The following is a 26,785-nucleotide window of genomic DNA, read 5'->3' on the forward strand; positions in this document are numbered from 1 at the left end:
GTACCATTTGTAAAGGTTAGTTTTAATACATAAGTCCACAAGGCTGAGTTACACCGCTTACAACAGGTTCGACTAAGTTCTTAGATTAGTTCCCTTAACTTAAGGGGTCAACCGACTAAAGTTTCAACCAATTTAACTTTTACCACTGTAACTTTAAGTCCCCAGTTATTAGCCAAGGGTGCATTTTGCCATACGGATTTGGCAACCTCGTAACCTAAGACAACGGATAAAGTTCAATCGATAGATATCCCTGGTTTAACGATCAACGGTTGACAGGAGAAAAAATTTTCAGTTTGACAACAGTCTTTCTACAACCGATGCGATTTCAAGTCGCGTTCGGATAACTGTGACTGTCCTGAAAAGTCCAGACAAATCACCGATTCAAATAACTACTTAGTAACTGAATCAAGTTGCTGAGAGTGTAGTACCAATTCACCTTACACACATTCGGAGTAAATCTATGGCTGGCAACACATACTATGTTTCTGGAACAGGCAATGATAACAATAACGGCTTAAATAAAGGAGCTGCATTTCGCACCTTGGGCACAGCCGTATATCGGATGAAAACAGGCGACACACTCTATGTCATGAACGGAACTTATGACAAAGGATTTACGCTTTTTAACTTTAATGGTTCAGCAAATAACTGGACAACAATAAAAGCTTATCCCGGGGCTACGCCAACGATAAAAACGACCGGAAGTGGCATTAATATATTCAGTTCCTCCTACGTCCGGGTTGAAGGACTTGATCTAGAAGGCAATCGGGAAAACATCACTCTACAATATGCCTTACAACAGAAGGATAATCTCAACAACCCCTTAACTAATTCCAGTGGAATTGAAATTAAAAGCTGGAAAAATGGACAAGGAGTAGGCGGTACTAATTCTCATCACATTGTGATCTCTGGTAACACAGTCCGTAACTTTCCCGGTGGAGGCATCGGAGCTATGGATTCAGACTACATCACATTTGAGAAAAATATTGTGTCTGGTAACGCTTGGTATTCACCTTATGGTGATCAGGGATTGGGTTTTAATCGCACTTTTAACTTTGATAACAATACGACTGATTACAAAATGATTATTCGAGACAATATTGTCTACGATAATCAAAGTCTGGTTCCGTGGAGTGTCGCAGGCAAAATCACTGAAGGACATGGGATTATGCTTGATACTACTAATCAGAGTAAAGATGGAACACCTTATCTAGGTAAAACCTTAATTGCGAATAATATAGTCTACAACAATGGCAACTCTGGCATTAACGCTTATGCAGCGAAAAATGTAGATATTGTCAACAATACAGTTTACCAAAATAGTCGGGTTGTCGCTAACACCGGAGAGATTAAAGTCAATTACTCAGAGAATGTTAGAGTCGGGAACAATATCATGTATGCCAGCGACAATCAAGCGGCTAATGTTCTTAACTATTCTACAAATGTCAACTTTGACCACAACCTTGTTTATAACTCGAATGTATTCCAAGCTTCAGATAATTTAAATGCCACAGGGTTGCAGAATATATTGGGTCAAGATCCCCAATTTGTTGATGCAGCCCACGGGAATTTTGCGCTCAAACCTGGAAGTGCTGCCATCGATGCTGGTTCCAATACCTTCAATGGCATCAGTACGAATATTCCCCAGGATGGCGATGGTAATGGCACCGCAGTGATTGATATTGGTGCATACGAAGCCCCCGGCATTACCGTCCCGGAAATTCAAGTTCTCAATGGCACCGTTGACATTGCAGATGGCAGCACTACTGCGATTAACTTTGGTGATGTCACTGTTGGTAGCACCCTGATTAAAACCTTTACGATTCAGAACATTGGTACAGCTACACTCAACCTGAGTAATCTGAAACTTCCTGACGGATTTAGTTTGGTCGGTACTCTTCCAACGAGCGTGGCTACCAATGCTTCCACCACCATATCGGTGGCACTCAACACCACTACACCAGGTAGCTATAGTGGCAGCCTCAGTTTAAACAACAACGATAGTAATGAAAGCCCCTTTGACTTTGCAATTAGTGGCACAGTTAAACCTGTTTTATCCCCGGAAATTCAAGTTCTCGATGGCACCGTTGATATTGCAGATGGCAGCACTACTGCGATTAACTTTGGCGATGTCACTGTTGGTAACACCCTGACCAAAACCTTTACGATTCAGAACACCGGTACAGCCGCACTCAACCTGACTAATCTCCAACTTCCCAACGGATTTAGTTTGGTCGGTACTCTTCCGACGAGTGTGGCTGCTAATGCTTCCACCAGCATATCGGTGGGACTCAACACCACTACACCCGGCACCTATGGTGGCAGCCTCAGTTTAAACAACAACGATAGTAATGAAAGCCCCTTTGACTTTGCGATTAGTGGCACAGTTAAACCCAAAATTCAAGTTATCAATGGCACAGCCGGCAATGACACCTTTATTGCCCAAGAAGGCAATAGCAATTACATCATCACGGACTTTGGCGGTGTAGGTACTAATAACAACCCTTCCGCTGCGGTGATTGCCAAAATAGACACTTTGCAATTTATTGGGGCTGACTTGACTGCGAAAAATCTGCAATTAACTCAAAATGGCAACGATTTAGAAGTCACCTTTGAAGATGTGGCTAATACCAAAGTCACTCTGCAAAACTTTAACTTAGAAAACCTAGACAACTTAGCCGCATCGACAACAAGACCTGCCGTCGGTAATATCCTATTTGACGGAGAAGCCAGTGTTACCAAAAGCATTGATGTGATTAATGCCAACTCCACTCAACCGTATATTTCCACTGCAAATAGCGTCACGTTCCTTAATGACTTGAACAATAACATCAGCGGTTTTTACAGTTCCAACGATGTGATTAATGGTCAAGGTGGTAATGACACCATTGATGGCAATGGTGGTGACGACCTGCTGCGGGGTGGTACTGGTGATGATCTTCTGATTGGTGGAGTAGGCAATGACACTCTCGTCGGTGGACAAGGCAATGATCTTCTTGTCGGTGGACAAGGTGCTGACTCTTTCCTCTACGACACCAATACTGCCTTTACTACCGCTACTGTGGGTATTGATACGATCGCTGACTTCAATCACTCTCAAGGTGATAAAATTCTGCTGAGTAAGACCACTTTTAGTGCCCTTGCTTCTGCTGGCGGAACGGGTTTTAGTAACGCTAGTGATTTTCAAATCAGCAGTTTAGGGGCCCTTAGCAATGCCGTAATTGTCTACGACCCTCTGAGTGGGCAGTTACTATACAATCAAAATGGTAGCGCTGCTGGTTTTGGCAGTGGTGGTCAATTTGCACAACTTACCGGTGCGCCCACTCTTACTGCTTCCGACTTCATCATTCAAGCATAGATAGTTGGGTCGGGTTAACTGAGTCCAAGTGTAATCCAAACATGAATCGACTTTCAATTAAATAGATCACAGACATCGGGGCGCAATATATTTGTGCCCCTACTTTTTGATCAGAAATAGCCGGATCATCTGGAAGTTGTAGTTTCGTTTAACTACTGCTGTGGTTGCGATCGCAAGTCTTGTAATACCCTCTGCAAAAACTTACCCCATTCCGCAGCCAAAGGGATTTCTGTAAACGGAACCCGCACTGAGTTAATAGATTCGGAAAATAGAAATTCTAACTCTATAGAACGACCTTTCTCCGGTATACTTTCAAAATCTACTTGTTTGTCATCTACTAAAAGATAAATTTGTTTGACATCAAGCAAAGAGAATGTTTCTAGTTTAATCGGCCCTTTAGGCGTGGGTTTTCCCCAAGTTAGATTGTTGCCTTTTTGACCTAATACTGAATAAATATCATACTTAGCCCGTTCAAATTGCTCTGCCCAAGCGCGATAGGCTTCAACTTTTTGATACTCCTTCGAGCCTTGCCAAGCCAACCAGAAAAACGTTACTAACAAGGGCAACCATAAAAGACCACGTTCCATCGTTTAAAAAGTCCTGAGTGAAACTTGTAACTAAAAGTGCAAAATCTACCAATAAAGGATGGAAATAAGTTATGGTAGTGAGCAAACTGGCAAAAAGCGGTGATGACTTAATATGAGAAAGCTTATATTATTATGCTTGTTTGTCATGGGGCTGGGAGCTGCGATGTTTGGTTTCCTGAATTTCCAGGGACTGGCAGCTAAAGGAGAGTTTGAGACGATTTTGCTTGATTTTCGGGAAGATATTCCATCAATTGTGGTGGAACAGAATTTACAAGCGATCGCTAAACAATACAACCTTACACCCCAATTAGACAACAAGTTTTCCGAAAAAGATCATGTGTATATTGTCAAAGGCGATCAGCAGCGACTCCAAGAACTGAAAAAATCTCAATTTGCCCAAGTTACAGAATTTATTGAACCAAATTATATCTACAGAAAGATTCCACAACCCGGTCAACCAGCTTGGCTGGGAGAATTTTTAAGACCGCAAGAAGATGATCAAGCAAGTCCCTCATTAACTGGCCCCAATGACCAATATTACAGCAAGCAGTGGAACTTGCACCAAATCGGTATTGAAGGCGCATGGAGTCAAACCAAAGGCAGTGGCATCACAGTTGCAGTGATTGACACTGGGATTACCAAGGTGCGGGACTTGTATGAGACAAAATTCGTCAAAGGCTATGATTTTGTTAACGACCGAGAAGAAGCCACAGACGATAACGGCCACGGTACCCATGTTGCCGGAACTATTGCCCAAGCCACAAATAATAAATATGGCGTCGCTGGAATTGCCTATGAAGCCAGTCTGATGCCCCTGAAAGTACTCAGTTCGTATGGTGGCGGTACTGTTGCCGATATTGCCGAAGCGATTAAATTTGCTACTGATAAAGGCGCAGATGTGATTAATATGAGCTTGGGTGGTGGTGGTGAAAGCAAATTGATGAAAGAAGCGATCGAGTATGCCCATAGAAAAGGTGTAGTTATTATTGCCGCAGCCGGGAATGAAAACACCAATGGGGCAAGCTATCCAGCCCGTTATCCCTACGTCATCGGCGTTTCGGCAATTGGCCCAGATGGGGAAAGAGCGCCTTATTCTAACTTTGGTGCTGGGGTAGATATCTCTGCTCCTGGTGGTAGTGAAGCTGGTAAGATTCTCCAAGAAACTATCGACGAAAAGGGCGAAGGCGTATTTCTGGGCTTCCAGGGTACAAGCATGGCTTCTCCCCACGTTGCCGGTGTTGCGGCATTAATCAAAGCTGCTGGCATCAAAGAACCAGATGAAGTTTTAAAAGTCCTGAAGCAGTCAGCGCGAGTTATCCAGGATGATGGTTTGAACTATTATGGCGCTGGACACCTGAATGCAGAAGCAGCAGTTAAACTAGCCTTTGGGGGACAAATCAGTTTCCCAGATTTCTTTCGGTGGTTACGCGATAACGGCTATCTTAACCCCGGCTTTTGGATTGATGGTGGTGCGATCGCACTGTTACCCAAGATTTTAATGGTAGTTGGTTCCTATCTGCTAGCTTGGTTTTTACGGGTTTACTTCCCCTTCACTTGGAGTTGGTCTTTATCCAGTGGCTTAATTGCTGGCAGTTCTGGCTTATTCTTCCTCAAGGGAATTTATATATTTGACCTTCCCCAGTGGCCTTTCCGGGTTTTGGGCAGTTCAATTCCCGAACTAGGCAATAGCCTCCAGGGAACTGATGCGTTCAATCCCCTGTTTGCTAGCGTACTGATTCCCATTGTCTTAATGGCATTGTTGCTGGGACATCCTAGTTGGAAATGGTTTGCCATTGGTTCAACTTTAGGTGTAGCAGCGTGCTTAACTATAAGTGCGTTTTTCGATCCGGCTGTTTGGGGATTGGGAAGTGGTAACTTAGCACGCCTGTTCCTCATCGGTAATGCCATAATCTGTTATGGACTTGCTCGTTTAGCATTGAAAAACGAAGAAAAAATAGCATAAATTGGGAGTTGGGCATGGGGCATGGGGCATGAATTTTTATAACTCCTAACTCCTGTACAGACGCGATTAATCGCGTCTCTCCTAACTCCTAACTCCCCACTCCCCACTCCCCACTTCTTATGAGCATTACACTTACAGGTACAATCGAACGCCGTGATATTGGCACAGGCGCATGGGCTTTAGTCACAGAAGAGGGCGTTACTTACGAAATCCTCAGAGGGGCTGAAAAAGACTTACTCAAAGCCGGACAAAAAGCAAAAGTTAAAGGACAGGTGCGTGAAGATATCATGACTACTGCCATGATTGGCCCTGTTTTGGAGGTCAAATCTTTTGAGGTAATTAGTTAGTTCTGATTAGCTGTGGAATTCAGAACCTCTTGAAGACGGCTTCTAAACTCCCCTTTGGGATGACCTCCTTTTACCTCACCCACAATCTGAAATTCCCCTTCTGGAGAATTGCAGAGGATGTAAGTAGGCCATCCCATTTCTGATTTATCGGGATACTGAGTTAATAAAATCTTGCGATACTTGCGGTAAGCAGCTGTATCCTGCATTTTTACATCGATAAATTCTAAACCCAGTTCTTCAGCCACCTTTTTGTCATAAAAAGACATTTTGTGGCAGATGCCGCACTCTTCTGAAGAGAACTTAATTACAGCTAAACTCATGGGTTGGCGACTCTTTAATTCTAGGCAAAGTTTTTTAGCATAATGCCATGAAATATTACCATATAGCTGGTGATTAGTGTCAACTTCAGCCTGAAATCCTGATCAAGTATCTTTTTCTCCTTCCCTACTAAAGAGAAGGCAATTTTTTGAGAGGCGGAGCTTCCAGTACTGCTTTCCCAAGCTGAACCTGGGAACGAAAAATATGATCTAGTCAAAATATAGAAAAAAAATTAAGAATGTGATTAAATATCATAGGAATCATTTTAGTGTGGCATCTCTAGCTCACAATAAAAAGAAAGCGATTCAGGGATTGCGTGAGCAAGTTATACTCTATCCTGGCAACAGGAGGATATTTAAAGTCTACCAGCAGTAGTAAGAGTAGTGGTGCATTCGAGTTATGTGGGCAGGAAATGCGAGGGCGATATTTAACGACAAGCCCTTCTCTACGAGAGGCTGCGCCAACGGGTTCGGGGGTGACGCTCGTTCGCCCTTGGCGTCTCCCCTTGGGAGAAGACTCGCTAACGCTTCGCTATCGCAATCGACGGGAACCGCCATCGCTCTTAGCGTCTCCCCTTGGGAGAAGACTGCGACCCCCTCACAGCTACCCGTATACGCATAAAAAAACCCCCAGTCAGTGTTAGCCAACCAGGGGAGTTAGTTATCAGGGTGCATCTACCAATTAAATGTTCTTAGGTTGAACATCATACTCCGGATGAATTTGTACAAAGTTCAATTATTTTTTTAAATAAAAAAACCCCAGTTGGTGTTAACCTACTAGGGGAGTGAGTTATCAGGGTGCATCTACCAATAATCTTTTCTAGGGACAGCCAGTATCTTCCGGAGAAAATGAGCTAAATCAGGGTTGATGGCGATGTCTATGACGGGCTGTGACGCAACTAGAAAAATCCCCAGTCAGTGTTAGCCAACCAGGGGAGTTAGTTATCAGGGTGCATCTACCAAGAATCTTTTCTAAAGTAAATGGGTAGCTACCGGATAAATTAGCAGAGGTTGAAGTTGTTATTGTTTATCAGAGAAAAACCTCAGAGGGGTTAGTTATCAGGCAGGGCTATTTCATTCTCATCTAGTCCGCCTCAGAATGAATTCTGAGTCTAATAGCGAAAGTCGTCTAAAGACGACTAAGAAAAGGTTATAGGTTATAGTCCGTTTGTAACGGACTTTAGCTATTAGCCCTGAACTTCAGTTCTGGGCGGTTTCTGTTTAGAATGAAATAGCCCTGAGTTATCAGGACAGACCTACCAATTAAATGATCGGTGCGCTACCTGAAAAAATGGGTGTGTCAGGGTAGGAACTACTGAAAGGGTTTCCCGACTTCTCTCGGACTCTTAAAGCTTGCTAGCGAGAGCATCTTGGAACAGGAGAAGCAATGGTGTGGGCTTATTTAGATATAGGTTTCAGGTTTTTAGTGCGTAAGTTTTGTACTTATTGAGTCATAAAAAAACCCCCAGTGGGCGTTAGCCAACGAGGGGAGCTAGTTATCAGGGTGCATCTACCAATTAAATGTTCTCGGTTTAACCACCATGCTCCGGATAAATTTACTAGAAAATTGATTGTTGTCGTGTCTCAAAAAAACAAGAGTGAACATTAACTGAATTAGGGGAGTTAAAGATCAAGGTACATCCATCTATTAATCAAGTATTCTAGAATTAAGCACTATTTTCTGCTAGAGAATATCTGCGTCAGAAGTTGCTGTTGTTTGCCAAAATTGAAAAAAACCCCCAGTGGGTGTTAGCCAACTAGGGGAGTTGAAGATCAAGGTGCATCTACCAATTAAATGTTCTAGTCCCAAGTAATCCGATCCGGATAAAGTTGTAATGGCAGAAAAAGCAAAATAACTAGAATCAGAAACATTCAGGGGTGGGATGCATCTAAGTTATCAAAGGGAGCGAAAAATCGACTTGAAACTTTCGCGTTTCAAACCAGATTTAGGAGGCGGACAGGAGAAGCTGTGACCCAGGAATTCCACATTTCGGTAACTCCTGTAGGGCAAAATGACTATTTGGTGCGGACGGAACAAGTCGCGCCTGGGGTGCCATTGGCAGAAGAACTGGTGACTTGGCCTGTAGCTGAGTGGTTGATGGCTGCTGGGCATTTGATGAATGATCCGTTGAATTCGGTGTTGCAGGGAGATATATTCGCCTCTGGCGGGAATGAAAGCGATATCGCCAGAAATTCTGTTAACTTGGTGGCGTTGGGTCAACAATTTTATACTGCTCTATTTCAAGGGACTCTCAGAGATAGTTGGATTACTGCCCAAGGTATTGCCCAAAATCACCAACAAGTACTACGGTTACGCTTGGGGCTAAAAGACACTAGATTAGCTCGTCTGCCTTGGGAAGTGATGCACGCAGGCGATCGCCCCCTAGCTACTGGGCCTTATGTGGCTTTTTCTCGCTTCCAAAGTGGAGTTTTGGGGGCTTCCCGAATGCGATCCCTGCGGGGGGCTACGCCTACGCCAAATATGCCCACACCACGAGAAGAAGGTGGGGTGAAAGTGTTGATGGTAATTGCTTCTCCCTCGGATCAAGTCCACCTTGACTTACAAAAACAGGAAGCGATTAAACTGCAAGCGGAACTTCACCGTATACCACGACTTGCTGAAGGTAGCAATCGCTTCCCAGAAATTGAACTCACTGTCTTAGACCAACCAGGACGGGAAGAACTGACGCAAGCTCTAGAACAAGGTAGATACCACGTTCTACACTACTCTGGTCATAGTAACTTCGGATCTAATGGCGGAGAAATTTATCTTGCTAGTCGCAGAACTGGCTTAACAGAAATCTTAACTGGGGACGATTTAGCAGGTTTGCTCGTCAACAATAACATCCAAATGGCAGTGTTTAACTCCTGCTTGGGGGCATACACAGCTGCGTCCGATGCCTCTGGAGATACTGGCGAACGAAATTTGGCAGAAAGTCTGGTGAAGCGGGGAATTAGAAGCGTCTTGGCGATGTCAGAACGGATTCCTGATGAAGTGGCGTTGACGCTCACACAATTATTTTACCGCAACTTGAGTCAGGGATATCCAGTAGATTTGTGCGTAAGTCGGGTGCGTCAAGGATTAATTTCTGCATATAGTTCTCACCAGATGTATTGGGCATTACCGATTTTATATCTCCAGCCAGAATTTGACGGTTTCTTGAGTCAGGAAACTGAGTTATCCGAAAGTGCGGAGTCGCTGAATCAGTATAGTTCGCCTTTAGGGGTAACTTCGATGATGTACTCTGATATGGCAGATGATTCCGAGATGTCTTTAGGAATGGAGGAAATGATTCCTTCTGGTTTGGCGCGTGACTCTTCTGGGTTGGACTGGCTAAGTGAAGATACTTGGGGCGATCTCGTTGACGAAATTGAGTATGATGACCCAAGCTATGCAGAAGATTCTGCGATAGTTTCGGATTTGTTTCGTCAGCTAGATAACCCAAAAGCTCCAACTGAATTGGATCAACAAATTCACCAAAATAGTCTTCAGCAAAAACAGGTTTCAGAGGAAATTGCTTCTTTGCAACAGGGAGCAGATTTGTGGGGAGAAGCCCCAGCACCGCCATCTGAAGCTGCTGGCAACTTTGAAGGAAATCGGCAAAATTCTGCTGATTTTTCCCATAGGCGTAGCCCAACCCAGGCATCGCAATCAGCCCCACCAAGAAATCGTACTCGACGCCGCAAGCTGTGGCCGATTGTGGGCATTGTGGGAATCAGTGCGTTAGCAGCTGCGATCGCTTTAAATTGGTGGCAAAATCGACCGAAAGTAACTCTGCCTAACATACCAGAAATTCCTACTGAGTCTCTAGGTCAAAAGCCGCGAAATATCGACTTACAGACAGCACCAACTGGAATTGTCACCGCCACCGCTACGGAAAAAATGAGCCAGGGAGATTTGCAAGGTGGGTTGTTAGCTGTAGAAGAACTACTCAATCGTGGGGCACTGGCTGCGGCTGAAACTGCCCTGAAACTGATTCCAAATAAACAAGCTGATGATCCATCTGTGAACTTTTACAAGGGACGAATAGCTTGGCAATCTATCCAAACTGGAGACAAGAACTATAGCGTCGATGATGTCCGCCGTTATTGGGAAACTGCTGCAAAAGCTAAACCAGAATCGCTTTTGTATAATAACGCTTTGGGATTTGCCTACTACACAGAAGGCAATCTGAATCGAGCCAATGATTCTTGGTTCAAGGCTTTGAATTTAGCTCTCAAAGAACAGAAGACAAATTCAACATCTAGAAAGACAGCAGCGCCTCAAGATGCTTTAACTTCCTATGCTGGTTTAGCTCTGGGAATGTATAAATCTGCACTTAGTCAACCTAATAGTAAGCAGATACAATATCTGAATGAAGCGATTAAGTTGCGACAATTGGTTCTCAAGTCTGATCCAGGAAATTTCCAGGTAGATAAATTAGCTAAAAATTGGCTGTGGACAGAAAAGGCGATTGAAGATTGGCGATCGCTCCTTCAGCAAAAAGCTGAAGAACAGTAATATGTTGTGGTGGAGCGATCGCGGTTGATTAAATAGCAGTGTTCTATAGCGGTGCGTTAGGCGCTTTCAAGCATTGCTCATCCGTGTCAACTTAACCTGAAATCGGCGGTTTCTAACCGCGTCTACACGATACTTTACCCACCTCGTGGGTTACAAAAAAGTTTTAACCTCAACCATATCCCCAGAGGTTTGACCTAAAGTAACTTCAACAGGCTGATAGGCGTTGCCATTTTGTACATTACGAATTATTGGTTGTACCAGGCTTTTCGCCACTGCTGCATTTGCTTAATCTCTATATTTTGTGCTTTGATAATTTCTTGGGCTAATTGCTTAATTTCAGGGCGCTTAGACTTACTTAAGGTATCTTGCGCCATTGTTACAGCCCCTTCATGGTGAGGAATCATCGCATTGATAAAGCGCAGATCAAATTCAGCATCAGCTGCACCTAAGTTCTGACTCATCATCATAGTTTTCATTTGGTCAGACGACATTTCCATCATGTGACCCATTTGACTGTCATAAGCCATTGGTTTATCTCCCGCCTTGGGATACCAAGCTTGTCGCCAGTGCTTCATCTGAGTGATTTCTTGGTTTTGCGATTTGATGATAGTGTCTGCTAGTTTTTTGATTTCAGGACGTTTTGATTTCTGCTGCGCTTCTTTAGCCATTTCCACAGCCCCTTGATGGTGAGGTATCATAGCATCGAGAAACCGTAAATCAAAATTAGCATCGGCTGGGCCTAAATCCATTCGCATGCTGTGATTCATGCTACTACCGTGGTTCATCTGTTGCTTGTCGCTAGCATTGGTAGCAGTTGCGTTTGGGACTTGGCTTTCCTTCTGGGAAGCAGTATTGGTACAGGCTGTAATTAATCCACCCGCAGAGGCGATCGCAGTCAAGGTTAACGCCAAAAAACCATTCCTTAAAGATAGCAGTTGCATAAATCTCACCTAACAGTTTCCTAATTCTATATTTACTTCTTAGCTTTGCAGCCAGAAATGAAATTAGGATGAAATCTAAAGATCCCCGACTTGTTTGAGAAGTCGGGGATCTGATTTTCATTTCTCACTTAAAATTGTGTAAGCTTCATTAAGTAAGAGCATTTTCTCTTGTGCTTGTTTTAGCAGTTGCGGCTTACCAACAAACAAATCTGGATGCCATTTTTTTACTAAAGTTCGATAAGCCTGCTTTACCTCAGCCAAAGAAGCATTTGCTTGCAATCCTAAAATGCTGTAGGCGCGAGTAATTTTATCTTTTTCCGTCTGGGTTTTTGGTTGATTGGGCGCTTTGTTGCTTTGAGTTGGATTTTGCTTCTTGCCAGTTTGAGAATCAGGCGATTGCATCTCTGCTTTCATTCGCCCTATTTCCTCATTGAGTTCCCAATCACGAAATTTCGCCTCCACCTCTTCTGGACGTGGAGAAACAGATTTTACCCTTGTCTGACTATTCTTAGCTATATTTTCCGGTTGTTGCTTAACACCAGGATCTTTTTGAGGGGAAGTTCTAACTCTCTTTGGTTGTGGCGAATATTTTCTATTGGTATTGCTGTATTTTAGTATTTCTTTATAAGGTTGATGATTTGAGAGTATTTTGACTTTTTCTAACTCTCGTAACAATTGATTAAAACTGTTTTGTAACGGCTGCAAAATTTCACGTTTATTAGTAATTTCCAGTGGCTCTTGACTAAATTCAAAGCAAATTACTTTTTCGGATTTCTGCTCATATTCATTCAAAATTGATAAGGCTTGACTGCTGAAGCGAGAAAAATAATCTTCAATTGCAGTTATACAAAGTTTAGCAACTTGCTGATGATAAGATTCCTTTGCCAATTGTTCGTCTTTTGTCTGGATATTCTTGTTTAACAAATAAGAAATACTTCCGACGACAGCAGCACCAACTGGGCCGCCTAAAAACCACCCAATACCACCACCAACAGCGATGGAAGCAGGTTCACTCAAATCATCAGTATTGCTTGGCTTTGAGGGTAATATTACTTGTGGTTCGCTAGGAAAGGGAATTAATAAATCCTGTGGTCGTTCTTCTTGGAAAAATTCGTAAGCTTGATCAAGCCACTTCACCGTAGCAAATTGCAATTGACTTAGGTCTTTTTGAAAAATATTTGTTTGCCAATTTTTAAAGTTATTTTCTGCTAATGCAACTGCCGCATCAGCTTGATATTTTGTGAGAAGCTTGGGTAATGTTAGCCAATCACGTAACTCTTCCAAGCTAGTAGTAAAACCTTTATAAATTAAGTTAGCAGCCTTTTGTTTAATTTCAATTTTAGTATTTTGTTTATCATCAAAGGATTTTATTTCAATAGCAATCGGGTCAATTTTAGCTTTTAATGAGAATTGGATTTGAGAAGCGATCGCTTCCACTCTTGGCAAACGCACACTACCACGATTTGGTTGCAAAATACCCATAATATTTTGCAAAGCTGTTTCAAAAGCCACTAACCCGCTACTATTGGCAGCAGCAACATCGCCTTTTAATCTGGCTCTTAAGGCAGGTAAAGCATCAACGCGATATAAATTACTAAAACCTGGAGGCAATTCGGATCGAAAGCTTTCCGCAACAAAGCGCAGGCGATTTTGAACTTGTTTTTGCTCGTCGGGTTCGAGTAAGTTCATAAAATTGGCAACAAATATAACTGTTTTAATGCCGCGATCTAATAGCCAATCTCGTAAATTTTCCCGCTCACTCAAAGTCATTAACTTACGTGCATCTAATAATTGGATAACTAAATCTGCACTTAAAAGTTGTTCTCGGACTAAATTATCTTGTTCATCTCGATCATTTGTTCCCGGTAAATCGAGCAATTCTACACCTGTTTCTAAAAACGGATGCGGACAAAAAACTTCTACCGATGCAACATCTTTTCGCATCTGCCTATTGCCATCAAGAATTGCAAATTGCTGTAAAACTTCTGTGCCACTGCGGAAGATTTCTGTACCATCTACCAACATGATGCGAGTTCGCACATCAGAGCCATACTTGATAGTAATAGCCGCGCCTGTGGTGGGAATTAAATCAATTGGTAAAGTACGATTCCCCAGTATCGCATTCAGCAAGGTAGATTTGCCATGATTAAAGGGGCCAAATACTGCAATCCGAAAGCTAGGATTAACCAGATGATTGCAAATGGTAATTATATCTTGATGCAGTTGCGATTTGCGTTCTAAATTCAGTAACGCAGATGCAGATTTCAGAGAATCTGCTAAATCCCTATAACTTTCATATTGTTGTTCCATATTCCCTCGTTTCCAGTCGGAGACTGGTAATGCAGATAATTAGGGCTATAGCGTTTCCTAATCAGATGAGGTACATCATAGCCCCCTCTCGAAGAGCGGGGAGGGGGTTTGGGGGTGGGGTTCTTATACCTCACTTAACCGAGAACGGCTATACCGCCTCACATTCTTATTATCGGAGGCAGCAGAGCCTCCTAGTAGGCATTCCCAGCTTTTAGCTGGGAACGAGAGTCGAGAGTCGAAAGTAATGAGAAATATCAGCTATAGTAAGCTAATAAATTGCTATACGCAGCCTCAATTTTTTGCAACTGAGCTATTACATCTTCCTGTAAGGTTTTTAAACGTTTGAACTCACTCTCACGATTTATTTCGCGGGTTTGTTTATGCTTGAGGAGATTATCTAATTCAGATTTACGAGATACAATATCATCGTTAATCCGCTTACTCACTTCTCTATCGTAAGAGTCAAAACATTCTTTCACCGCATTGTATACAACCTGAGATTGCTCATGTGCTACTTGGGGTAGGTGTTTAACTAACTCTTTTTTAGCAGTTTTAACTAACCCTTTACGCGCTTGATCTGCTTGCAAAAATCCTACTCCCAAACCTAGCAGCGCAAACCCAATTGGCCCAAGGAAAATACCTGTCACTGCTGTAATTATGCCGCCAACACCAATTACAGTGAAGTAGTTTAACAAGATATTTTTCCAATCAAATCCAGCGCCAGCTAGTGCGAAACCAGCAAGATTTCCCTTGGACAGTGATAACAATCCCATTGCCCATTTTGCCCAGCCGGGAGAGTTATTATCTTCAGCAGTGGTAGTCGTATTTACTTTTACATCTTGTCCAGTCAGCTTTTCTGTTATTTCATCTGTGACTTGACTGTAAGATGCGCCATATTGTGCAGCACTGCGAGAAAGTTCTCTAAAAGCTACATTGATATCTTTTTCAGCAGTTAATGTCCAAGCAGCAGATTTATCAGTGATATATTGCTCAAAGGCTTTTTGTAGTGCAGTGTTAAATGCTTCTCGTTTACCGCTACTAAGGAAATCAAATAGATTTAATTCCGGCTGATAGCGTAAGAAATCGTTTTCAAAGGTATTACCTAAGTTTAAAACGTAGCTGGGAAAAGATTCGGAAATCGTTCTTGCTTGAGTCTCTCTTGTATTGATAATTTCTTTTTGAAATTCATTCCGAATACCTGTGAGTTTGTTAAACTCTGGTTCCACTGAATCAATTCGTTTTTTTAATTCATTTACATCTTGGTCAAGTAATGGTATACGTCTAGCAACTGCTTCGCGGATATGATTGCAAGCTTGTCTAGCTAAGGTTCTGACTTGACGGAGTTCTGCGATCGCACGTTCTCTGGTAAGAAAAGTATTAAGCGAACTCATAAACTTCGGAAAGCCAGTCCCCTCTAAATCAGCTTGGGGATTTTTCAACCGTCGTCTGAGTGCTTGAATTGACGAAAGCTCAAACACGCGTTCATCATAAATATTCTGACCTTCTACAGAACAATATTCTGCTAAATTCGCATTAAATACTTGCCGTAATCTCTCCTCAGATCCTTTTAATTCTTCTACATCATCAGGATCAATCAATGATTCCCGCACCTGATCCCAAGCATTAACTAAGAAGAAAACCGTCAATCCTCGACCTTTGATATAATTTTCTAGGTAGCGACGCTCACCCAAGGTACAAGGTTGAGAAGCTCTCATCACAAACAGAATTGCATGGCAATTATTTACATAACCCAAAGATAATTCGTTTCGCGCTTCTGTATCATTTAATCCTGGACTATCGACAATTTCAATTCCCTTCTCTAATAGCGTTAAAGGATACTCAACTACTGCATAATCAACATCAGGAAAAGCTTGTTTTTTCTCCTGCTCTAGTTTTTTAGCTTCACCCGGATCAATGGTATATTTGTATTTAAAGTTCTGAAAATCTAGTTGTTGTGGACTTTTACCATCATTAAAATGAATAGTAACTTTCTTTTCTGGCCCATAACGTAAAACTGTTAAGACTGCGGTACAAGGGTTAACATCGCTCGGTAATAAGTTTTCACCAATTAAGGCATTGATAAACGTGCTTTTTCCCCGTTTCATATCGCCCAAGACAAAAAGGCGAAATACACCTTCGCGGAGGTTTTTACTAGCTACAGTAATATCTTCAATATCTCGTTCTAAACTGAGTTTTCCTGATGAATAGTCTCCAGCCAACTCAGCTTTATCAATTGTTTCAGCAAGTTTACTCAAACATACAGAAATCTGCGATCGCACTTGAGCAACACGCTCTAAATCTTGGATAAATCTGTCACTTACGACCTGATCACTCATCATAGTTACACCTTTATTAAAGATTGGTTTTTTGGGATTCAAAAAATAATTTGTAAGACATCCACCCCAGCGCAGCAACAATAATAAACCCAGCCAGCACTGAGGCTAATGAAATGATGTCAGCATTCACTGGTGAATCATGCAGTATACTAAATTACATCAATATTCTTTAACCCCAGTAAAATTACTATTTTAATTTTCATTATCTGCTAAACTTAAACTGAAAGTTAGCTACCATAAAATGCAACCGCTTTCCCGAAAATTGTAGCGAAAACGACTATTTCCACTATTAAGCTTGAATGCCAGCAGGAATTTAGTTAATGAATTGCGTGAGAATAAGAAATAAAAGCCAGTCGGGTAGACAGCAAAACCTAGAGGAAATCATCATGCTTTCATCCCCTTTAGTTGTGCAAATTCCTCCCTCAATGCAAATGACAGACGAGCAGTTTTTTGACTTTTGTCAGGTGAATCGTGACTTACGCATTGAGCGGAATCAATTTGGAGAAATATCAATTATGCCGCCCACTGGTTCAGAGACAGGTAATCGTAATTTCAACGTAGCTGGTCAGTTATATGTTTGGACAGAAAAAGATACTACAGGTATTTGTTTTGACTCCAGCACCGGATTTAAGTTATCAACAGGTGCAGATAGATCGCCTGATGCTTCCTGGATTAAACTAGAACGGTGGAATGCTCTCTCGCCAGAACAACAGCAAAGGTTTGCCCCCATCTGTCCAGATTTTCTAGTTGAACTAAGGTCGCCTTCTGATAATCTCAAACCCTTGAAAGAGAAAATGGAGGAATATATGAGAGAGCCAGGAATACAGCTAGGCTTGCTAATTGACCGCAAGCATCGCCGAGTCTACATTTATCGTCCCGGTGTGCCAGAAGAATGTCTGGAAAATCCTGCAACTGTTAGCGGTGAATCGGTATTGCCTGGGTTTATTTTGAATATGAGTAAAGTTTGGTAGTGTCAAAATAATATTTGTTAATCTGAATAGCTATTACGCAGAGAGGCGTGATCAAATCCCTAGCTTTATTGTTATTCATGAAAAATAATAGAATCAAACCAAGGAGATATTTAATGAAGTGGCGTGTAATTCTTGAACCAGATCCAGAAACAGGTGACTGGGCTGTTTGGTGCCCAGAGTTACCAGGCTGTGTCTCAGCAGGAGAAACAGAGCAAGAAGCCTTAGAAAATATTCGTGAGGCGATGTCTAACGACAAGCCGCTTTGCGTCTACGCACTTTATCTTCAGCCTGATAACATCGACCTAGCACCTGGTGCGCTTACATCCGAGGTTATTGTGGGATGAGCCGTACCCGACGGATGAATGCTGATGAAGTTGAGAGCATTTTGCAACGTTACGGGTTTGAGCTAATCTCTCAAAAAGGTAGTCATCGCAAATGGCGAAATATTGAGCGACAGCTTCAGGTAATTGTGCCAGATCACAAAAGTCGTGATTTACCCATAGGAAACGCTACGCAACATCATAATCGGAGCAGACATCCCGGAGTTTGAATCGAAAGCTTAAATTTCAAATGCTGTAAATCATGCCACCGCTATCAGCCAAAATTTTTATAGATGCTCACACAGGTACAGTTAAAATGGATATTAAAAATGGCTTCGTCGGCGCTGTTGGCAACACACCTCTGATTCGCTTAAACAGCTTCAGTGAAGAAACCGGGTGTGAAATCCTTGGTAAAGCAGAATTTCTCAATCCTGGCGGTTCCGTCAAAGACCGCGCCGCACTTTATATCATCGAAGATGCTGAAGAGAAAGGTCTACTCAAACCTGGTGGCACCGTTGTAGAAGGAACTGCTGGTAATACTGGCATTGGACTAGCACATATTTGCAACGCCAAAGGCTACAAATGCCTAATTATCATTCCCGATACCCAGTCACAAGAAAAAATAGACGCACTGATAGCACTAGGAGCAGAAGTCCGTCCCGTTCCTGCTGTACCTTACAAAGACCCGAACAACTATGTCAAGCTATCTGGCAGAGTCGCTGCTGAGTTGGAAAATGCCATTTGGGCAAATCAGTTTGATAACTTAGCCAACCGCCGCGCTCACTACGAAGCTACAGGGCCGGAAATTTGGATGCAGACAGATGGTAAAATAGATGCCTGGACAACTGCAACTGGTACTGGTGGTACTTTTGCTGGGGTGACATTGTACTTAAAAGAACAAAATCCGGCGATTAAATGCGTTGTTGCCGATCCTCTGGGTAGTGGACTTTATAGCTATATCAAAACCGGGGAAATCAAAATAGAAGGAAATTCGATCACCGAAGGCATCGGTAACGGTCGTGTCACAGCCAATATGGAAGGCGCACCTGCTGATGATGCAATCCAAATCGATGACAAAGAAGCTTTACGGGTAGTTTACCAACTATTGAGAAAAGATGGGCTGTTAATGGGCGGTTCAACGGGTATTAATGTTGCCGCAGCTGTTGCTCTAGCGAAGCAGTTAGGCCCAGGACATACCATTGTCACCATCTTGTGTGATAGTGGTTCCCGGTATCAGTCGCGGATATTCAACCCGGAATGGCTAGCATCAAAAGGACTTTCAATAGATTAGTCATTAGTCATTAGTCATTAGTCATTAGTCATTAGTCCTTGGTCATTAGCAAGCTTCCGACTTTTGACAAATGATCAAGAACAAAGGATAAAGAACAGATGACCAATATAACTCAACCATCAAACTTCACGGTAATAGACCAACCTTCTCCTAGATGTGTGCGGGTTTGTCAAAATCGTACTTGCAAAAAGCAAGGGGCGGCTAAGGTATTAGCAGCTTTTGCAGCTTTGTCAATCCCTGATGTAATGGTAACGGCTAGCAGCTGTTTAGGAGAATGTGGGAATGGACCGATGGTGCTGATATTACCTGATATGGTCTGGTATAGCAGCGTTCAACCCGATGAAGTATCTTTACTAATAGAAGAGTATTTGCTAGGTGTCAAATAGATGCTTTATTATCGGTTTCATCCTCAGAAATGAAATTAGTTAACAATATATAGGTCTACAATCTTGTTGACTGAAATGAGGCATCCAATGAATATCCAACATCTGCGTCAATCCTTAAAACAAAACTGGCTGATTTACTACCAGCAAAATATTCCCTGGCTGGTCAAAATGCGAATTTGGGCTACTTACGATGGTCTGCGGCGTCCTTTGTCCGGTTTTATTTTGGCAACACTGTCTGTTTTGGAACCCCAGTTTGATGAAATACTTTCTTTTATGGTAGAGCTGAATAACGATCCAGATAAAATAGTCGCCGCTTTAGGTCTTAATTTCAATCCTGATGAAGAGTTAGGTTTAATAAAATCAGCACATTCTATGGCTACAAGCCAAGTTGAGAGCGAACCGCCAGATGAGAATCATTCTGAGGATAAACATCTCTCATCGGCTGTAACTGCCAGCAAAATTGCGCTTCATTCTCTTGCCAAGACTCTAGATTCTAACTTCTCACGCGCCGATGAACTTGTGCCATCGATTACAGCTACAACTGAGGTAGTTCGCACACACAAACCGGAGTTGGTAGTTGCTGCAACTAAAATTGCTCCAGATACTCCGGTAAAAACGCCATCCTCCGGTTTGCTAAGGGAATCTCAACCAGTACGCTGGCACTCTGGTCAGTTACCTTCAAGAGGATCGGCGACAATGACTAGTGAGTTTAACAGCAAAGCCAAAAATATGCCATCTATGGCATTAGCTACTGAGATTAAAAGTAACGCCCCATCTGCCCGAATCCCTGTGGATGCATCATTGGCAATTACCACTGAGATTAACAGTAATGGTAAACCAGTGCGATCGCTAGCAATTACTACTGAGGTTAAAAGCAACGGCAAGCATCCGAATATTCAACCAGAAGATATTAAGAACAAAGCGAATCTAGCAACCACTAATGCCCGTAGTATAGCTTCTTGGGTAGATGAATTTTGTTACGGCACTAGGGATAAAGAGGAAAATATTTTTCTTTGAATTGTTTATGGGTACTCGTGAGAAACAAAGGGGATTTCGACTACTTCACCGTCGGTTTCTCCCACTTGGACTTTCAAGCCCACGCCACCAGCTTTGCTGCGAATGTAACCTAGTCCAAAATAACCATCAGAGGTTTCTGTGTAACTGGTAAGTTTGCCAACCTTTTCATCTCCAACTGCGATCGCACTGCCAACTGACGCAGGGGCACTGAGCCGTATACCCAAAAGGTGTTGTTTTACACCTTTATATGTATTTAATCTGGCGATGGTTTCTTGCCCAATATAGCAACCTTTATTAAAAGAAATTGTTTGCCACAAACCGACTTCCAGAGGATTGTAATCATCTGTGAGTTCAGCATCTGGGGCGGGGCGGCCTTGTAAGATTCGCAAGGCATCCCAAGCGCGATCGCTCATCTCTACCGCCCCAGCTTCTAACAATTTGTTCCACACTGTTGCTTTATCAGTATAGGGGAAAGTTAAGGTGTATCCGGGAGCCGCTAACCCACTACCCACAGCAATTTGCACTCCCTCGGCGGGAGCAATCGTGTATACTTTGTGACTCCCATGAGGTTGTCCGATGAGTTCGCCAATACCCAACTTTTCTAAAACAGCGTCGCTTCCTGGGCCAATGAGGCTGAAGGTGTTGGTGTCTTCTGTGATATCAGATAATTCCACCTTGTCGGCAAAGAAAATATATTTATCCAGCCATTCCATGAGAAACTGGCGACGGTTGGGTGAAACTAGCAGGATTACTGCATCTTCTTTAACGTAGGCGGTTACTAAATCAATTGTTCTAGCTGTGGAAGTGACAAAAACCGTATCACAACCTTGTCCTGGCTTGAGTATTTGGAAATTGTTAGTACTTTGGTTGTGCAAGAAATTGAGGCGATCGTCCCCAGAAACTTTGATGCGTCCCCAGGAGGTGCGATCGCATATAGCAACTGCTTCTTTTGCGGCTTGGATAGCTGCTGTGTCTTTAGTGTCGATTGTAGATGTTGGCATGGTGATGGAGAGTTGCCCTGTTTCAATGTTGTTGCACTGAAAATCTTAACAAATAAGGGTTTACGGCTTCAATGCACCTCCGGTTTTCTTGTAGCGTATAATCAATTCCGATATATTTAATGAGAACGGACGTAACAATCAGCTTTGTAAATTCCTTCTGTATCGCCTCGGAGGTTTGCTACTTTCACCTCAGATTGTTTAATTGGAATTTCAATCACAAACTCAGCCCCCTCACTAGGTTGGGATAGACACTCTAATTTGCCTCCGTGCTTTTCTACAATTTGGTAACTAATTGAGAGTCCCAAACCTGTACCTTGACCGACAGGCTTTGTTGTGAAAAATGGATCGAATAGCCTAGCCTGTAGCTCTTTTGCCATGCCGACTCCATTATCCTTAATCGAGATTTGCACCCAATCATCTGCAATCATCTGTGTTTTGATAGTGATCAGAGGATGGTGTTTATTTGCACCTGATGTCGCAGACTGACCGCATAAATCCTCCAGCGCATCGAGCGCATTTGCTAACAGGTTCATAAACACTTGGTTAAGTTGTCCAGCAAAACACTCTACAAGCGGTAACTCGCCGTACTGTCTGACAATCTTAACGCCTGAATGCAATGAATTAGCCTTAAGACGATGCTGCAATATTAATAGAGTGCTATCGAGTCCCTCACGAATATCAACAGGTTTTACCTCGGCTTGGTCGAGACGAGAAAAATTTCGTAAGGAAAGAACAATTTCACTAATTCGTTCAGCACCTAGTGTCAGCGAAGAAAACAGTTTAGGCAAATCTTCAACGATGAATTCTAAATCTGCTAATTTTGCTTGTCGTTGAATTTCCAGATTAGGTTCAGGATATACCTGTTGATAGACATTAAGCATCTCAATCAAGTTTTGCGTATATTCATGAAGATGAATGAGATTGCCGGAGATAAAAGTGACTGGATTATTAATTTCATGGGCAACCCCTGCTACTAGTAATCCCAGACTCGACATCTTTTCAGTCTGAAGTAGATGAGCTTGAGTTTGCTGCAAATGTTCAAGTGCTTCGGAAAGTTGGCTAGCTTGCTGCTGTGTGTGGTTGAGCAGTACTGCGTGTTGTAAAGCAACTCCTAACTGAGAGGCAATTTGGCTCACAAATTCAATTTCAGATTCTTGCCACTCACGGGATTTTTGGCATTGATGAATACACAGTAAACCCCATAGCTGCCCTTGCTTGATCATGGGAATTACTAAGTTTGCCCTGACTTGGAAGCGAGACAGCATCGAAATATAACAATCGTCTAACTCGCTGTTATAAATATCAGTGACTGCATGAATGTAGCCTTGGGAGAATTTCTTAGTATACTTCTCACCTAAGCAGTGATCGTACACCTTCGCCGTTAAGGTCGATGGGAAACGCGATGCAACATCTTCTGCAATGACTTCGCCGCCGTTATGGTTAGATTCAGAATAGAAACGAAAGACCACAACACGATCGGCATTGAGTACTCGGCGGAGTTCTTGGGTTGTGGTTTCAAAAATCGCGTTCAAGTCCAGTGATTCCCGAACTTTGGTAATTACACTGGCTAAAGTTTGCTGTTGCTCTGCCACAAGCGCCAATTGTCTGGTTTGCGATCGCACTTGTTCTAAGTACTCAGCTTGTTGCAACGCCACTCCCAGCTGAGTTGCTATTTGGGTGAAAAACTCAACTTCTAAAGCTTCCCAATGCCGAGGGCTTGAATGTTGATAGGCTCCCAATAAACCCCATAGTTCTTGCCCCACAAAAATCGGCGCAATCATGAAGGCTTTGACATCAAATTGTTCAAGTATCTCAAGGTGGCACTGGGTAAATCCGACGCTATGGATATCATCAACTACAGAAGTTTCATTATTGCGGTAGCGTCCGCCTTGGGTTTCCTGTAAGTATGTGTCGTCCCACACGGTGCCTACTGCCAGCTTACCATTTCTCTGCCATTGGGGATTTGCAGATTCATAATCACTCACAAATTCACCTCCCCAGTCGGTATTAAAACGATAGACACTTAAGCGATCGCTCTTAAGTAATTGGCAAACTTCCTTAGTCGTGGTTCGGAAAATAGTACTAACGTCCAGCGACTGTCGCATCTTAGCAATGATCCGAGCCAGAGCTTGCTGCCGTTCTATCGAGCGCTGTAGCTCAATAGTCGAGCATTGCAAATCGGTATTAGTCTGTTGCAGTTCGGCGGTGCGATCGCGCACTTGTTGCTCTAGGTTTGTATTCAGGGCTTGCACTTGTTGGTAAAGTCGATACTGCTTTACTGCCGTTGCAAAGCGTTCGCCTAATGCTTGCGCCAGCTTAACTTCTGATTCTGTCCACTGCTGGGCTTGCCCGGTTTTCAGTTCGCGCCATGCTGCAAATGACTGACGCGGCATCAGTTGGCGAGAATCGGTATCAACACAGCCTGCCCAAATAGTTTCAGTATCTACCTGATCTCGGAAGATGGTTAAACACCCAACGACGGTGGCACCATGCTGTAGAGGGATAATCAACAAAGCCCGAATTTGCGTTGCTTGGAAGCTGGGGGCGAGCGATCGCAATAAGGGTTCTTTATAAAGATCGCCGATCGCCCACAAATTTGAGTCACAACTGAGTTCGTTAGGTGGAGGAGTCAAAGCGTAAACTGCTCTCATCCAATTCACTGACCATGTTTTGTTCTTTTGCTTTTCTGGATAATCGGGGGATGAGACAGTGGCGGAATAAAGATATTTCTGCCACAATCGATGCTCCTCAATCGGTCTATCTTGTCCGATATCAAGTTGACTAGGCTGTATCCCACAAGTGTAGATTTCTGTTGTTAGTTCGCCATCTGGCAGCAAGTAGACTCGTCCTCCAGAGCCTTGAAAGGCAGCGACTGTTTCTTCAAGGGCAGCTTGCAGTTGGACAGTAGGCGTAGTATGCAGTTGCTCGGTAACTTGATTAATAATTGCTTCTTGACGGGCTTGCTCTCGCACTTGGCTGAGTAAAATCGATTGCGATATGGCGATCGCCAGCTGATCGACCACCGACTGAATTAATAATAATTCCTGTTCTGTCACCACTCGCGCTTCTGAATGGTGAGATACCAATAGTCCCCATAATTGAGATGATTGCTCCAGAGAAGGTAATAAATCTTTCCCTGTTTCCTTGCTTTTTAAAACAATCGGTACTACTACTGAAGACTTTACGCCCATTCCCGTCAAATATTCTACATAACAAGGATCGACGGGACGATAGCGAATATCTTGCTGGTCTAAGAGGTTGCCTGTTTCTGAGCAATAGAGAGGACTGATCCCAATTTCGTGTGTTGTCAAATTAACGATACTTCGCTGGCGGGCTCGGACAAACAGTTCACGGGCATAGGGTGGGATGTCATCTGTAGGGAAATGTAACCCCACAAGAGGCGGCAACCGACCTGACTGAATCGATTCAGCAATGACTAATCCATGACCATCGGGTTGAAACTGATAAATTTTGACGCGATCAGTGTCTAGAAACGAGCGTACTTCTGCAACTGTCGCCGACAAAATTTCTTGCAGTTCTAAAGATTGCCGGATACGACTGGCAATGCGATGTAATAAAATTTCTTGAGTTTGACTTACTTGCTCTTGCTTTGTTAGCGATCCCATCTATTTGAGTATTTTTATGATTTGTATACTTTCTATTCTGGTAATTAATTACTGTGTAGAGTAATAGTAAAAATACGGGGATATACCGCAGCCAAAAACAAAGCTCCTCCGCATATTCTTTTCTTACTTTTACTAATGCACTTAAGTTCTTAACCTGGAAAGTATCGAAAAAACCGGGCGATGCCTAGGTTGGGCTACGCCGGAGCAAATTTTAGAACAAGTTAGCCGAATCTAATTTGGTTAAGGTGCATAGTCCTTAAAGCTCCCCCTTAAAAAGAAGGAAATAGAACCATTTTGAGCAAGCCTAACCCTATTGGGAGTGAAAATAGTTATGCTTAAGGCGATCGCTTAAATTACCGAAAGTACCTATAAACATCTCTCCTGTGCAATACTCTTATAAAAAGCACTGCACCCTCTGATAGTCCAATTCCAACTCTGTAGCCTCCAATTCTGATGCGATAATAGTTACCATCTGCTTATTGATGGCCTTTCTGAGGCATGGGTAAAGGTTGGGAAATATTGGCGAGTACCTTGTAAATCAGCAATTACACAAGCTCGACAAAGATTGGGAGCAAGAGTGATGAGTCAATTATTTCATCAACTAGTAAAACCAATAGCAACGGATGAAACATTAGGAGCATTTTTGAATGGATTACGAGTAGTAGTAATCGATGGTAGCTGTTTTGATGTGCCAGATAGCGAAGAAAACGCCAGAGTGTTTGGTCGTCCAAGTAGCCGTCCCGGAACAATGGCAGCATTTCCACTCATTGAGATTAGTCATCTTGGTAGAAGCAGGAACGCACATTATATTTGATGCATTAATGTGTCCCTATCGTATGGGAGAACGGGTTCGAGCTTTAAAATTATTACGCTCTGTAGAATCAGGAATGTTGTTGATGTGGGATAGAGGTTTACATTCCTATGAAATGGTACACAAAACCGTATCCAAGGGCTGTGACTATTTAGGAAGAATCCCCGCTAATGTGAAATTTTTAGTAGAAAAACCTTTAGAAGACGGCTCCTATTTATCCTGGATTAATCCTTCAGGAAGATTGCGGAAAAAGGGGTGTCAACCAATCATGGTGAGAGTTATTGAATACACAATTGAGCATCCTCAAAACCCGACTGAACAACTTACGTATCGCTTAATTACTAGCTTATTAGACATTGAAAAATTTCCGGCAGAACTGTTAGCCAAAGAATATTATCAACGATGGGAAGTCGAAAATACCCTTGATGAGTTAAAAATTCATCTGTTAGGGCGTAAAACTCATGTTCGTTCTCAAAAGCCACCAGAAGTAGTACAAGAAATTTTTGGTTGGTTGTTAGGTCATTGGTCAGTACGAGTGTTAATGTTTCAAGCTGCAACTACTGCTGGTGTTCCACCATTACGCTTGAGTTTTACAGGTACATTACGGGTTATTCGCCGTGCTATTCCTAAGTTCCAAGACTTACAGCCAGAAGAATTTCCCTTTTTTTCGATTGGTTAATTGTCGAGATTTTAGATACGTTG

The 26,785-nt window shown here is 42.7% G+C and carries 17 protein-coding genes and 1 pseudogene; 11 read left to right on the forward strand and 7 right to left on the reverse strand.

The genetic code is table 11. The features are described 5' to 3' along the window. Positions 1-460 precede the first annotated feature (460 nt). Positions 461-3,358 (forward strand): choice-of-anchor D domain-containing protein, encoded by a 2,898-nt coding sequence (locus tag HWQ38_RS29380; RefSeq protein ID WP_292800928.1) that lies wholly within the window; start codon positions 461-463, stop codon positions 3,356-3,358. 152 nt (positions 3,359-3,510) lie between these two features. On the opposite strand, the gene HWQ38_RS29385 is transcribed toward HWQ38_RS29380, so the two are convergent. Further along, entirely contained in the window at positions 3,511-3,945 is a 435-nt protein-coding gene (locus HWQ38_RS29385) for a hypothetical protein (RefSeq protein WP_292800930.1), read from the reverse strand. 112 nt (positions 3,946-4,057) lie between these two features. Here HWQ38_RS29385 and HWQ38_RS29390 point away from each other — a divergent pair, with 112 nt between their 5' ends. Then, entirely contained in the window at positions 4,058-5,908 is a 1,851-nt protein-coding gene (locus HWQ38_RS29390; protein ID WP_292800931.1) for a S8 family peptidase, read from the forward strand. 119 nt (positions 5,909-6,027) lie between these two features. Continuing rightward, positions 6,028-6,255, forward strand: coding sequence for a hypothetical protein (locus tag HWQ38_RS29395; protein WP_292800932.1), 228 nt, complete (start codon positions 6,028-6,030; stop codon positions 6,253-6,255). On the opposite strand, the gene HWQ38_RS29400 is transcribed toward HWQ38_RS29395, so the two are convergent. Next, positions 6,252-6,575 carry a thioredoxin family protein gene (locus HWQ38_RS29400; protein WP_292800934.1) on the reverse strand — a complete coding sequence of 108 codons (324 nt, stop codon included), beginning with the start codon at positions 6,573-6,575 and terminating at the stop codon, positions 6,252-6,254. The two genes, HWQ38_RS29395 and HWQ38_RS29400, sit on opposite strands and share 4 nt — an antisense overlap. A 1,966-nt stretch (positions 6,576-8,541) precedes the next feature. On the opposite strand from HWQ38_RS29400, the gene hetF reads away from it, so the two are divergent. Further along, positions 8,542-11,073, forward strand: a complete 2,532-nt coding sequence (hetF, locus tag HWQ38_RS29405) for a cell division protein HetF (protein WP_292800936.1) — start codon at positions 8,542-8,544, stop codon at positions 11,071-11,073. Positions 11,074-11,318: 245 nt separating this feature from the next. On the opposite strand, the gene HWQ38_RS29410 is transcribed toward hetF, so the two are convergent. The 3 genes from HWQ38_RS29410 to HWQ38_RS29420 form a co-directional block, all read right to left on the reverse strand. Continuing rightward, complete coding sequence (locus HWQ38_RS29410) at positions 11,319-12,014, reverse strand: DUF305 domain-containing protein (protein ID WP_292800938.1); 696 nt, start codon at positions 12,012-12,014, stop codon at positions 11,319-11,321. 117 nt (positions 12,015-12,131) lie between these two features. After that, positions 12,132-14,324 (reverse strand): dynamin family protein, encoded by a 2,193-nt coding sequence (locus tag HWQ38_RS29415; RefSeq protein WP_292800940.1) that lies wholly within the window; start codon positions 14,322-14,324, stop codon positions 12,132-12,134. 254 nt (positions 14,325-14,578) lie between these two features. Then, positions 14,579-16,660 (reverse strand): dynamin family protein, encoded by a 2,082-nt coding sequence (locus tag HWQ38_RS29420; RefSeq protein ID WP_292801134.1) that lies wholly within the window; start codon positions 16,658-16,660, stop codon positions 14,579-14,581. A 386-nt stretch (positions 16,661-17,046) separates the two neighbouring features. On the opposite strand from HWQ38_RS29420, the gene HWQ38_RS29425 reads away from it, so the two are divergent. From HWQ38_RS29425 to HWQ38_RS29450, 6 genes are all read left to right on the forward strand, one after another. Then, entirely contained in the window at positions 17,047-17,631 is a 585-nt protein-coding gene (locus HWQ38_RS29425; protein ID WP_292800942.1) for a Uma2 family endonuclease, read from the forward strand. A gap of 113 nt (positions 17,632-17,744) precedes the next feature. After that, positions 17,745-17,975 (forward strand): type II toxin-antitoxin system HicB family antitoxin, encoded by a 231-nt coding sequence (locus HWQ38_RS29430; RefSeq protein WP_292800944.1) that lies wholly within the window; start codon positions 17,745-17,747, stop codon positions 17,973-17,975. Beyond that, a complete protein-coding gene (locus HWQ38_RS29435; protein ID WP_292800946.1) occupies positions 17,972-18,181 on the forward strand; it encodes a type II toxin-antitoxin system HicA family toxin in 210 nt (69 codons plus the stop codon). The genes HWQ38_RS29430 and HWQ38_RS29435 overlap by 4 nt, the downstream gene beginning before the upstream one ends. 86 nt (positions 18,182-18,267) lie before the next feature. Beyond that, positions 18,268-19,242 carry a cysteine synthase A gene (locus tag HWQ38_RS29440; protein ID WP_292801136.1) on the forward strand — a complete coding sequence of 325 codons (975 nt, stop codon included), beginning with the start codon at positions 18,268-18,270 and terminating at the stop codon, positions 19,240-19,242. 98 nt (positions 19,243-19,340) lie between these two features. Then, complete coding sequence (locus HWQ38_RS29445) at positions 19,341-19,628, forward strand: (2Fe-2S) ferredoxin domain-containing protein (RefSeq protein WP_292800948.1); 288 nt, start codon at positions 19,341-19,343, stop codon at positions 19,626-19,628. Between the two features lie 87 nt (positions 19,629-19,715). After that, positions 19,716-20,645: a DUF5331 domain-containing protein gene (locus HWQ38_RS29450; RefSeq protein WP_292800950.1), complete on the forward strand. Its 930-nt coding sequence runs from the start codon at positions 19,716-19,718 to the stop codon at positions 20,643-20,645. 5 nt (positions 20,646-20,650) lie between these two features. Here HWQ38_RS29450 and HWQ38_RS29455 read toward each other — a convergent pair whose 3' ends face one another. Together HWQ38_RS29455 and HWQ38_RS29460 are read right to left on the reverse strand one after the other, a co-directional pair. Next, a complete protein-coding gene (locus tag HWQ38_RS29455; RefSeq protein WP_292800952.1) occupies positions 20,651-21,646 on the reverse strand; it encodes a folate-binding protein in 996 nt (331 codons plus the stop codon). Between the two features lie 116 nt (positions 21,647-21,762). Then, entirely contained in the window at positions 21,763-25,272 is a 3,510-nt protein-coding gene (locus HWQ38_RS29460) for a GAF domain-containing protein (protein ID WP_292800954.1), read from the reverse strand. A 475-nt stretch (positions 25,273-25,747) separates the two neighbouring features. On the opposite strand from HWQ38_RS29460, the pseudogene HWQ38_RS29465 reads away from it, so the two are divergent. Next, positions 25,748-26,762 (forward strand): annotated as a pseudogene (locus tag HWQ38_RS29465) (IS4 family transposase); the annotation flags it as partial. Positions 26,763-26,785 lie beyond the last annotated feature (23 nt).

The organism is Nostoc sp. NMS7 (assembly GCF_017115085.1).
GTDB lineage: Bacteria > Cyanobacteriota > Cyanobacteriia > Cyanobacteriales > Nostocaceae > Nostoc.